General features: G+C 36.6%; 7 protein-coding genes. 2 read left to right on the top strand and 5 right to left on the bottom strand.

Going from position 1 to position 12,142, the window contains the following annotated elements; translation table 11 throughout:
* Positions 1 to 20: 20 nt before the first annotated feature.
* The 5 genes from ACTNDN_RS07930 to ACTNDN_RS07910 form a co-directional block, all read right to left on the bottom strand.
* Positions 21 to 2,867 (bottom strand): DEAD/DEAH box helicase, encoded by a 2,847-nt coding sequence (locus ACTNDN_RS07930; RefSeq protein ID WP_441131052.1) that lies wholly within the window; start codon positions 2,865 to 2,867, stop codon positions 21 to 23.
* The gene (locus tag ACTNDN_RS07925; RefSeq protein WP_251628633.1) at positions 2,854 to 4,467 is read right to left on the bottom strand and encodes an SWIM zinc finger family protein; all 1,614 of its coding nucleotides are present in this window, start codon (positions 4,465 to 4,467) and stop codon (positions 2,854 to 2,856) included. Before ACTNDN_RS07925 ends, ACTNDN_RS07930 begins: the two co-directional genes overlap by 14 nt.
* A 401-nt stretch (positions 4,468 to 4,868) precedes the next feature.
* The gene (locus ACTNDN_RS07920) at positions 4,869 to 5,972 is read right to left on the bottom strand and encodes a LysM peptidoglycan-binding domain-containing protein (protein WP_441131051.1); all 1,104 of its coding nucleotides are present in this window, start codon (positions 5,970 to 5,972) and stop codon (positions 4,869 to 4,871) included.
* 295 nt (positions 5,973 to 6,267) lie between these two features.
* The gene (locus tag ACTNDN_RS07915; RefSeq protein WP_441131050.1) at positions 6,268 to 7,143 is read right to left on the bottom strand and encodes a helix-turn-helix domain-containing protein; all 876 of its coding nucleotides are present in this window, start codon (positions 7,141 to 7,143) and stop codon (positions 6,268 to 6,270) included.
* A gap of 431 nt (positions 7,144 to 7,574) precedes the next feature.
* Positions 7,575 to 7,955: a thiol-disulfide oxidoreductase DCC family protein gene (locus ACTNDN_RS07910; protein WP_048717357.1), complete on the bottom strand. Its 381-nt coding sequence runs from the start codon at positions 7,953 to 7,955 to the stop codon at positions 7,575 to 7,577.
* A 245-nt stretch (positions 7,956 to 8,200) separates the two neighbouring features.
* Here ACTNDN_RS07910 and ACTNDN_RS07905 point away from each other — a divergent pair, with 245 nt between their 5' ends.
* Both ACTNDN_RS07905 and ACTNDN_RS07900 read left to right on the top strand, forming a co-directional pair.
* The gene (locus tag ACTNDN_RS07905; RefSeq protein WP_251628636.1) at positions 8,201 to 10,201 is read left to right on the top strand and encodes a penicillin-binding transpeptidase domain-containing protein; all 2,001 of its coding nucleotides are present in this window, start codon (positions 8,201 to 8,203) and stop codon (positions 10,199 to 10,201) included.
* Between the two features lie 409 nt (positions 10,202 to 10,610).
* Positions 10,611 to 12,026: a SpoVR family protein gene (locus ACTNDN_RS07900; protein WP_031536685.1), complete on the top strand. Its 1,416-nt coding sequence runs from the start codon at positions 10,611 to 10,613 to the stop codon at positions 12,024 to 12,026.
* Positions 12,027 to 12,142: the final 116 nt, after the last annotated feature.

The following is a 12,142-nucleotide window of genomic DNA, read 5'->3' as shown; positions in this document are numbered from 1 at the left end:
GAAAAAATCCGGTCGAGCTTTTAAAGCACGGCCGGATTTTCATTTAATGATACTAAATCCTTTAATTCATCGGTTGTTAATTCAGTCATCCAATTTTCATTTTGGATGATTTGATCATTCAGCGATTGCTTTTTCTCCAGCATCGCATCGATTTTTTCTTCGAGTGTTCCCGTACAAATAAGCTTATGGACATGCACAAAACGAGTCTGGCCAATACGATATGCACGGTCAGTAGCCTGATTTTCAACAGCTGGATTCCACCAGCGGTCATAATGGATAACATGGTTGGCTGCTGTTAAATTTAATCCCGTTCCTCCTGCCTTTAAAGAAAGAAGGAATATCGGGAATTCGCCATCCTGAAACTGTTCAATAAGGCGATCACGCTGCTGTTTGGACATGCTGCCATTTAGGAATGGCACATCCACTTTGAATTTTTTCTTCATCATTTGTTGAATCATATGTCCCATTTCAATATATTGGGTGAAAATAAGGCAGCTTTCTCCTCTTTCCAAAATTGTATCTGTCAGCTCAGCTAATTTCTCCATTTTCACAGACCGATCTAGTAAGCTGGTCGGTGTTGGTTCCTTTAAATAAAGAGCAGGGTGATTGCATAGCTGTTTTAACTTACTTAACATTTGCAAGACAAGCCCTTTTCGCTCAAAACCAGAAAGCTGCTCAATTTGCACAAATGTATCGGTTACTAATTGTTCATATAAGGCAGCTTGCTCGGATGTTAGTGGACAATATTCCTTTTGCTCCAGCTTATCAGGCAGATTTAATGCAACATCTTCGTCCTTTTTCGTTCTTCTCAGTAAAAATGGGCGGATAAGCGTCTGCAATTGCTGAATCTGTTCCGGTTTATTTTCTTTTTCAATTGGAATCACAAAGCGTTTTTGAAATTGACCAAGACTTCCTAAATAACCGTGATTGGTAAAATCAAAAATAGACCAGAGCTCATTCAGGCGATTTTCCATCGGTGTTCCAGAAAGAGCAATATAATGGGTGCCATTTAGTTTTCTAACGGCTCTTGATTGCTTTGTCTGCGCATTTTTGATGTTTTGCGCTTCATCAATCGCGATGGTGCTCCATGTAAGCTCTTCAAAGTTTTGTAAATCAATATGAGTCAAGCCATAGGAGGTTAAGACAACATCTGATTCATTTGCTTTTTTGATAAAAGCATCATCCTTTAAACGACTCGCTCCATAATGGAGATAGACATTTAAATCAGGTGCAAACCGTTCTAATTCCTTTTGCCAGTTGCCAAGTACAGAGGTTGGGCAAATGATAAGAGCAGGAGTCTTCTGCTCCTTTTCCGTTTCTTTCACTTTTAATAAATAAGAGATGAGTTGGACCGTTTTTCCAAGCCCCATATCATCTGCTAAAATTGCTCCAAATCCATACTTTCTTAAAAAAAGGAGCCAGCTCATACCAAGTACCTGGTAGGCGCGTAAATCTCCCAAGAAGCTTTGCGGAACTTCCTCCAATGGAAGATTTTTAATCTCTTTTAATTGATGAATCATTGTTCGCCATTGTCTATTTAGCTCAATTTGGATTTTAGCAAATGTCTTTGGATTTTCAAGCTCATCATTTTGTTGTTCCTCTGCTTGCATTAATTCCTGTTCGATAATATCACGGACATGCAGACCTTCTTTTTCTGCCTTTTTCATTAAATCCTGAATTTGACGAATAAAGGCAGGGTCTAATTTTATCCAACGCCCTTTAATAAAGACTAGGCGACGTTTTTCTTCTACAAGCTTATTGAATTCATCTTCCGAAAGAGTAACGCCATTCATGGAAAAGCGCCAATTATAGTCAAGCATCGCCTGAAGTCCTACGAAGGATGGACGATGACTTGCGTTCGATACCTTGGCTTTTACTTTCAGATTTGCCGATTTCATTGCTTGCCACCAGGAAGGAAGAAGTATATCCACACCAAGTGCCAGAAATGTTTCACTTGCTTCTGATAAGAAAAGCCATGCTTCATCCTCTGTTAATTGGTTGGTTATGCCTTTCTTCCCTTTTAGCCATGGAAAAAGAAGGAGCCAGCGCTGTTGTTCTTCCTCTATATAAGAGGAGTAATCAAGCCATTTCTTTGGCATGTTGCCCTCATCATGAATATCTACGACAAGCTCTGGATTATCCTTGGATTTTAAGAATAAATCCAAATCCCATGGTGTATCGATTTCTGTTGGCTCATCTAAACGAATCCCTAATGTAAAAGGACAATCATTTTCTTTTAGCCCCATCCATTCCTGCCATTTATCTTCCGTAAAATAAGCGGAAAGCTGTTCAGAAGGAATATTTGCGTTTTTTAATGTGTCGATTCTTTCATGGAAGCTTTGTTTTGTTTCTTCACGGTCTTCTAAATAGTGATTAAGAGACTGTTGGAACCATTTATGAATAAGATCTTTGTTCGTTTGTCCTTCTAATTCCTCGCGAAGCCCCATGTCCCAGAAACTTGGATCAAACTCATCAATCACTCGATGTGGAAGGGACCATTGGAAATTCCCTGTTTCCCATTGACTGAAATCTGGAATCCACTCCTTATGCTTGATAGCTTCGAGTATACTTGGAGCTGCAGCTAAGCAAACTTGTGCCGTATCGTTCCAATCCCATTCGATATAGCGATTAAATCCTTCCGTAGCAAGTAAGGTAACAAGCTGCCAGCCGCTGACTAGTACTCCTTCTACCCCATCTATCTTGACGGTATCTAAAATAGTGCCATAATAGCTTTCTTGGTGCTGCTGAAAAAGAAGCTTTTTCCAATAGTTTGGATAAAGGTAGTACTCCTCTACTTCACCTGTTAAAAAAAATCCGCTATTTTCATAATAATGAACATTTATTTTCAAATAATTAGTTTTCAACATGGATTAGTTTTCCCTTTCTACATTCTTCATGAAAGGCTCTTAATCGTTTTGTGCGCTCTAAGATAACCAGTAAGAATTGCTCGAATTCGGCTTGCTTCTTCATTTTTTTATAAAGGGTGCGCAACTTCTTTAATTGACGGACAGCGATTCGATAATGCTCTCTATTTTTCCCGTCAATATGCTCTTGAATAGAACGGTGATATAAAGAAAGCAGTAAAGAATGATCATACTCCTGCAATAGTTTTATTTGCTCTTTATAGAGATTATCTAGCCCATATCCCATCATTGTAAATAAATCGATCCATTTATCAAACTGTTTTTTTTCATACAGAAAATCCTCGTATTTGCGATAGCTGTATGGGAGTGTATGAATATAAGCCTTTTCCAATAAATCCTCTTTGTTTAATGCTGTGCAGTAAGGGAGAATCGCTCGCAATGCCATTTGCGTAAATTCATAGCAATACTCGTCATCCTCATCTGCAGATAGGTAATTTTTCAATTCTTGTATAAACGCAGGAACGTATAATTCCATTCGCTTCCACGATTTCCGGCTCGACAAATAATCGATCCAATAAAGCATATAGGTTGTAATCTGAGAATCAAGAGACTGAATCACTTTAAGGGCATCTACATCTTTTTCGAGCAGAATTTCCAGATGGATAATCGCGACATTTTCAGAGAATGCCGGATTCTTATTAGCTAAGAGCTGTTCCAATTCATCTTGTCTCCAGCTCTTAGTAGCAAAAAGATTTGTCCACATAAGTCGATAAAGCTGTATACACTCAAATGTTAAAATGGGTTGAATTGTAAGGACTGCACGCAAGTCGTCCTTTAAACGAATTAAAAAGTTATCAAACGCAAAGGGAAAGGTGAAGTTTGATAGCTTATAAAGGTTATCCTCAATGCTGTTCATTAAATCTTGAAAAAGATGACGATAATAGCGATTAATTGTTTGGGAATTATGATCAAGGTTTTTGCTGAGTGTTAATAATTGTTTAAAAGTGAATACTTGGGCGATGACTAAATAAAGGAGCTTCCACTCTGTTTGAAGAGGGGCGGCAGCTTTTATCTTTCGCATATAAATATAATACGTTTCTGCAATCATATATGGTTTGTTTTCATTCGTTTTGATAAGCGATTGGAAACTCTTTTCAAAGGTTTCAATCCAGTCTTCGTAATTTGGCTCTTTATCCTCTGTTTCTTTCAATAAGTCACTTGCTCGCATAATGCCGAGATTCTTTAACGTTTCCGCCTTTTGAATTGGTTTTCGCCAAGCTTCTAGCCAAGTGGATACTTTCCCAACTTGAGCAAGTAAATAGAAAAAAAGGGCAAGCTGATGGCGGCAAAAGCCTTCTGCCTGACAAGTACAAGAACTGTATTGAATATAATCCAAATCCAATGTTGCCTTTACCGGTGTAACGTCTTGAATCATTCCGGTAACAAGTTCATTGGAAAATTTCACTTGATAGACAAAGCTTTGTCTGTACAAGAGAAGTCCCTTTTCTACAATGTTTTTCATTCGGGGATCATTTGCATCCAATATATTCATTAAGTTTTCTGCACAAAAATTCAATGGCTCTAAATATTTTTCTAGAAGCATAATGTACCCCTCCCATATTCGTAAGAACATTTATTGGTATTAGTAATTTCTTTGTTGTCTTTTTGTGTTTTCTTATATGACGCACGAAAAAAGTCCATTCATTAATTATAACGCTTTTTGTGAGGAGATGGTAGGGGACATAAGAAAGAGGAGGTTCCATCCGTTTGGAGTGAGATAGAAGAGGAATAAGTTTATAGGAAGCAGAAATGGGGAACAAAATAAGGAGAATTTAGCTCGCTTGTAAAGATGATGGGAGGAATAGGAGGATAGGAGTTGGAAAGAGAAATAAATGCTCGAATGGGGTGAGGATATGATCCCAACCACTAACCCCTCAATCTGCCCCACCCTTCCCAACAAAAAAGGCTGTCCATTTAGACAGCCCCAATTAATCACATAATCTACTAATATAAACGTTTAAAACTATCAAAATGCTCTTTGTAATAAGAGTTATCTAAGCTTGTCACTCGAACACCGCTTGAATCAGCATGGATAAATTCATTATTGCCAATGTAAATTCCTAAATGAGAGATACCTTCTTTATAAGTGTTTTTATAGTAGACAATATCTCCAATGGATGGCACATCTACATAATAACTGCGATCAAAGTAGCCTTCTGCAGAATAACGAGCGATCGATTTCCCACTTTGGTTTAATACATAGTAAACAAATCCGCTACAGTCAAAGCCGGCAGTTGTAGAACCGCCCCAAACATATGGAAGGCCAATAAGACTTTTAGAAACAGAAACTACCTTTGAAGCATAGGATTGTTCATTATCGCCATTATTAATAAAGGTTGGAGTACTAGAAGAGGAGTCAGTATTCCCTGTATTCGTAACCTTTTCAGAGGCTGTAACCTTTAGTTTTTGTCCTGGGAAAATCAAATCAGATTTAAGATTATTTAGTTGCTTAAGCTGACTAACAGACATTTTATAAGAAGACGCAATTTTACTTAATGTATCCCCACTTTTAATTGTATAGGTGCCTGTAGAAGTAGTTGTATTTTCTTTAACAGTTGTATTGCTGTTGCTGCTAGAATTTCCAGATGAACTAGGTGTAGAAGTATTGGAAGAAGAAGTTCCTGGCATAGAAACATATAGAACATCCCCTGGATAAATAAGTGTGGATGTTAGCTTATTCCATTGCTTTAATTCGGCTAAAGAAATAGAGTGCTTATTTGCTATTTTAATAAGGGAATCCCCAGAAACAACTTTATATGTTTTTGCAGCAGAGCTGGTCTTTGTGGAAGATTGGCTCGTTGTAGTAGTCGTTTTACTGCTGTTAGTAGACTTTGAACTATCTGCAATTGTTAATTTTTGATTAATTAATATTAAGTCTGATGAAAGTTTATTAATCGACTTTAACTCATTAACAGTCGTATTGTAGGTCTTCGCAATCTGTCCTAATGTGTCCCCTTTTTTTACTACATAAGTACTAGCTGAGGCGTTCGCTGCAAAAGTGGTTGACAGAATCGCGGTAGTGGCCAATACTGTGACTTTCTTCTTCATTTTTTATCACTCACTCCTAATGAATATACTATAGTATACCTATATTACCATATCCTATCAGACTATTGACCTTTAATTTTGCGAAAAAAGATAGAGTTTTAGGAAAATAGGTAAATTATCATAGATAATTAAGGATGGGTCGTAAGTTATCGTTGGAAAGAACTGTTTCGAGGTATTGATAGAAATGGACCGGGTATATTGGGGTGAGTGAGAGGAATTGAAAAAGGATTGCTCCCGGACATCCTTTATTCACAAGTGATGTGTGTAAAAGATGAATGAGACAATCCTTGTAGAACTATAACTTTTGCCAGTTATTTATTTTGTTTTGAATATATTCTGTATACCTGTTATCTTTCACTAGTTGAAAAATCATTAGAGCATCTTTCATATATTGAGTAGCTAGTTCAAAATCCTTTTGTAATTCGTAATTATATCCGATATGATAGTGAAAGTGAGCCAACAGATAAAGGTTATCCTGCTGGACAGCCCAATCGATCGCTTCCTTGCAATAAGTAATGGAGGCATCATATCGTGACTGATCTGTTAATGATTTAGCAATATTAAAATATAATCTACTTTTAATCGTATTATCTTGTAAATAGGGAAGCTGATTGATTGCTTTAAACGCTTGTTCATAAATGGTTAAGGAATTATCGATGAAGCCTTCCTCATAGTAAAAAATCCCTTTGCTAATGTAGATTTCTAACTCTCTTTCGGTATAAACCGTATCAAAGGTAAGGTCAATTGCTTCATTAATAATTTTTAAGGCTCGATTAAAATCTCGTTCGATTTCATATGTATAAATGGCCTTATGCCAAAGTAGCATTTGATAGTTTTTCTTATGGTGGGTAAATAAAGGATTTTTTTCTTCTGCTTTTACAATTTGTTTAAGCGTATGGTAATCAGTATTTCTTCGTGCCGCCTTTAATTGACGAAGGGTTTCATCCACATAATCTAGTCTTGGTGTCGTGCCAATATCAAAGAAATAATTCACATCTACTCCCAATCGTTTAGAAATGAGATAAAGAGTAGAAGACAACGGAAGAACTTCTCCTTTTTCAATCTTACTTATCTGGGCCTGTGTACATATATTATGAGAAAGATCTTTTTGTGATAATCCCATTTGCTTTCGTAATTCCTTGATTTTTTCTCCAACCGCTGAAAAATCCAATTGATCCACTCCTACTTAGAAAAGCATACCTTTTTTTTATGAATATTCCTAAAGTTATATTTTGTTGTGATTTTTAGGGAAAAATGGTGTGAAATGCCGCAAAATGACGAAATATCCTTTAAAATAAAGAATTCATCTATCTATATAATATGATTTAATTAATTTTACCGCAATATATTAAGAATATTTTTGCTATTTTAGATGTGCCCACCTACGCCTTCTAATTATTAGCATCATTTGAACTTAATTGAGCATGTTTAATAGAAATCGTCATTTCTATTAAACCCCAATATCTGTTTTACGAGTAGTCCTTTTATCTCCAATTTTCTGCCGTTTTCTGTGTGAAAGCGGTCTTTTTTTATTTCCGGCAATCTCTATAATAAGAAATATCAGCCAAAAAGAATGCATCTAATAATACGTAATAATGGTTCTTATAAAAATCGCTTTTTCATATCTTCTGTCGGAAGCATGCAAGATTCTTGTTTGCCAAACCATTTATAACGATTTCTAGCAATATAGCGATAAAGAGGATTTCTTATGAAGGAAGGGATTATTTTTAAAATAGTTAGAAGTCTCCATCCATCTGAAAGATGCCGGCATATTTCTAATGCTGCATCAGATTCTACATAGCTTTTCCCCTGTTTAATAAGGACAACACTATTCACATCAGAAAGATGATGTTTTTCAAGCAAGCTTTTTCCAACATCGCTTTGCAAGGAAGCAAAGGAAAATTGGCTATTTAGATCTCTTTTAATAATAAATTGCACACTCCAATTGCATAAATTACAAACTCCGTCAAATAAGATAATCACATTATTCCTCCTACAAAAAGGTGGCTATCATTAGCATGTATTGTAGCAAATAAGGATGAAAAAGTATCTATAAAATGTGAAACTTTCCCTATTTCTTTTCGTAATAGAGTTATTATTTTTTTGGGAGGATAATAATATACAGGTAGTAGACAGAGAATAAAAAAATAAACTTTTCAGGTAATTCTTTTTCCGTTTTTATGAAAAAATGGTACGCTAGTAGTAGTAGATTAGAAGGGGAGATAGGAATGAAAAAGAGATGGATGCTTTTACTGATATTAATACTGGTAGCAGTGGCAACAGGATGCAATAAAAATGAGCCTACCCCAGATGAGCGGCTATCACAATATATAAAGCTTTGGAATGATCAGAAATTTAAGGAGATGTATGCTTTTCTTTCCACAAAGGCGAAAGAAAACATCTCAGAAGACGATTTTGTTTCCAGATACGAAAAAATCTACAAGGATTTAGACATCAATGATTTAGAGATAACCTATACAAAACCATCGGAAGACGAGAAGTTTGATAAAGCAGAACAAGCAGAAATTCCGTTTTCAGTAAAAATGAATAGCATGGCAGGCGAAATCAGCTTTGACAATGATGCTACATTGGTTAAAGAAGAAAGAGAGAAAGACGAGAACTGGTATATAAATTGGGATACTACTTATATTTTTTCAGAATTAGGTCCTGACGATAAAATCTCTGTTAATACAATTCAAGCAGAGCGCGGCAGTATTGTCGATACCAATGAAAATCCACTTGCAATGAATGGTGTCATCTATGAAATTGGACTTGTTCCAGAGCAAATGGGAGATAATCCAGATACAGTTATCAATGAACTAGCAAAACTCCTAGACATAAAAAAAGAAACCATTCAAAAGGCATTAGATGCAGACTGGGTCCAACCGAGCTTTTTTGTTCCAATTAAAAAGGTTGCCACAGGAGATAGTGCTTATTTGGAAAAACTATTTGCATTACCTGGTGTTCAAAAACAAGATACAAAAGGCAGAATTTATCCATTTGGAGAAAGTGCTGCCCATTTGATTGGCTATATTGGCAGTATTACAGCAGAAGAGCTAGAGGAAAATGAAGGAAAAGGCTATTCAAGCACAGATGTAATTGGAAAAAGAGGCTTAGAGCAAGTACTAGAAGATCGATTAAAGGGATCTAATGGCGAACAAATTTTAATTCAAAAGGCAGACGGTAGTACAGTTACATTAGCGGAAAAAGAAGTGCAAAATGGCGAAAACATCAAATTGACGATTAATGCAGATTTACAAAAAGAAATATATGAAAAAATGGATGGAGAAGCAGGTGCTGCAGCTGCAATTAATCCATCAACAGGAGAAACACTTGCATTAGTTAGCAGCCCAGCATTTGATCCAAATAAGATGATTGTTGGCCTTACAACGTCAGAGAAGGAAGCATATGACAATAATAAGCTAGACCCTTTTACCAATCGTTTTAAAAATAACTATGCACCTGGTTCTGTCCTGAAGCCTCTTGTTGCTGCAGCTGCTTTAACAGAAGGTGTAATTACTCCAGAACAGGAAAGAAAGATTACCACAAAACAGTGGCAAAAGGATAAATCATGGGGCGGCTATTATATAACAAGAGTGCATAGCAGTTCAGCACCCGTAAACCTAGCAGATGCTCTTCTTTACAGTGATAATATTTACTTTGCCCAAACGGCACTCGATTTAGGGAAAGAAAAATTTGCGAGTGAACTAAAGAAATTTGGCTTTGAAGAGACATTTCCTTATGCATATCCAATTGAAACATCTACTTTTGGAACATTAGATACGGAACAGCTATTGGCAGACTCAGGCTATGGTCAGGGCCATGTGGAAATGAGTGTCATTCATCTTGCTACAGCGTATACTCCGTTTGTTACAGGTGGAAACCTCATGACCCCTGTATTATTGGATAGCGAGGAGAAGAGCAAAGTCTGGAAAGAAAAGATCATGGACGAATCTGTTGCTAAGACGATTTCTGATGATCTCCAGCAAGTAATTGAAAATCCCAATGGTACGGCACGCGCTGGAAAAATAAGTGGAAAAACATTTGCTGGAAAAACAGGTACAGCCGAATTAAAAGAGAAACAAGGCGAAAAAGGAACAGAAAATGGCTGGTATGTTACCTATGATAAAGACAATAAGGACCTTTTAATTGCAATGATGATGGAAGGCGTCCAAGACAAAGGAAGTTCCGGATACGTCGTCAAAAAAGTGAAAGAGATAATCGAATAAGGGGAAAAGGAGTGTTCGAATTGAATGCTCCTTTTTTATTTTTGAGGAAAGTTGGAACTTAAGTGAGATAAAACCCGAAAAGTTTAGGAGTAAGGGGAAAAGTTGTGTTTATAAAGGGGGCTGAAAACCAGAATCCGCTGGACAGGTAGGAAAAGTGGTGTTCAATAAGCAAGTGAACGCCGAAACGAAAACAAAAGTAAAACAAAAAAGCACCGCAACACTAGGATATCCCAAAATAGACTAAAATCCACGAAAAGCAAAACCTCCTAAAAATATCCATCTCGCTAATGCCTAATCTCCGTCTATCCGATTAATAAAAACCAACCTCTAGCGCAATTTCTATCTAATTTACTCATGATTCACTTCTTCCTTTCATACATTAGTTTAAACGGTGAAAGGAGAGAGCGGAATGAATGAGGTAGAACAAAAGGAATTAGAATATGCCATTGACGAAATTACTGAGATTGCTTCTGGATTTGGACTAGACTTTTATCCAATGAGATATGAAATTTGTCCTGCGGATATCATTTATACATTCGGTGCGTACGGAATGCCTACTCGATTTTCCCATTGGAGTTTTGGAAAACAATTTCATAAGATGAAGCTACATTATGATTTAGGTTTATCAAAGATATATGAATTAGTCATTAACTCAAATCCGTGCTATGCCTTTTTGCTTGATAGTAACTCGTTAATCAATAATAAACTAATCGTTGCCCACGTTTTGGCGCATTGTGATTTCTTTAAAAATAATGTTCGTTTTCAAAATACGAAGCGTGAAATGGTCGAAAGCATGGCGGCAACGGCTGATCGGATTCGCCAGTACGAAATCAAATATGGAAAGCATGAAGTAGAAACCTTTTTGGATGCGGTATTAGCGATTGATGAACATATTGATCCAAGCTTGATGCGGCCAAAATTAGCATGGTCGATGGATGATGTGGAATTTGTGGAGGAAGAGGAAATAACCAGTACTCCTTATGATGAACTATGGGGATTAGATGATCGAAACAAGCCAAAAAAGCAAAAGAAAAAGGTCGCAAAGAAATTTCCGCCACAGCCAGAAAAGGATTTACTGCTATTTATAGAAAACTTTAGTAGAGAGCTCTCTGATTGGCAAAGGGATATTTTAACGATGATGCGAGAAGAAATGCTCTATTTCTGGCCACAGTTAGAAACAAAGATTATGAACGAAGGCTGGGCATCTTATTGGCATCAGCGAATTGTAAGGGAATTAGATTTAACAAGTGCAGAAGCAATTGAATTTGCCAAGCTAAATGCAGGAGTAGTACAGCCGTCTAAAACAGGCATTAACCCCTATTATCTAGGATTAAAGATATTTGAAGATATTGAGGATCGTTATAATAATCCAACAGAAGAAATGAAGAAACGGGGAGTTAAACCAGGATCAGGGCGGGAAAAAATGTTTGAAGTACGTGAAATAGAATCAGATATTTCCTTTTTAAGAAACTATTTAACAAAGGATCTTGTGATGAGAGAAGATATGTATCTTTTCCAAAAACAGGGCAGAGATTATAAAATTGTTGATAAAGCTTGGGAACAGGTGCGGGATCAATTGGTAAGCATGCGGGTAAATGGAGGCTTCCCATATATTACAGTCAATGATGGAGATTATAACAAAAATGGGGAGTTATACTTAAAGCATGGTTATGAAGGGATTGAACTAGACTTAAAATACTTAGAAAAGGTGCTTCCATATATTCATCAATTATGGGGAAGAGGCGTTCATATCGAAACAATAGTAGAAGATAAAAAACTTCTTTATACCTATGATGGCAAAGCAATGCACCGGAAATATTTGTAGGAGGGACAGACCCATAGTGCTTGAACGAGGGCACTGAAAAACCGATGATTTTTAAATCCTAAAAATCATCGGTAAATCTGTTTTCTAGTTTTTTATGTCTTATTTCCACATATCTC

Origin of the sequence: Niallia sp. HCP3S3_B10, from assembly GCF_052064465.1 — a bacterium.
Classification (GTDB): Bacteria; Bacillota; Bacilli; order Bacillales; family Cytobacillaceae; genus Niallia; species Niallia hominis.
The sequence above is the reverse complement of the archived record's forward strand: the minus strand, read 5'-3'. Positions and strand labels throughout refer to the sequence as shown.

Excerpts from the sequence above, each read along its gene's own strand:
- ACTNDN_RS07930 (WP_441131052.1), bottom strand. The coding sequence starts at position 2,867 with ATGTTGAAAACTAATTATTTGAAAATAAATGTTCATTATTATGAAAAT.
- ACTNDN_RS07925 (WP_251628633.1), bottom strand. The coding sequence starts at position 4,467 with ATGCTTCTAGAAAAATATTTAGAGCCATTGAATTTTTGTGCAGAAAAC.
- ACTNDN_RS07920 (WP_441131051.1), bottom strand. The coding sequence starts at position 5,972 with ATGAAGAAGAAAGTCACAGTATTGGCCACTACCGCGATTCTGTCAACC.
- ACTNDN_RS07905 (WP_251628636.1), top strand. The coding sequence starts at position 8,201 with ATGAAAAAGAGATGGATGCTTTTACTGATATTAATACTGGTAGCAGTG.
- ACTNDN_RS07900 (WP_031536685.1), top strand. The coding sequence starts at position 10,611 with ATGAATGAGGTAGAACAAAAGGAATTAGAATATGCCATTGACGAAATT.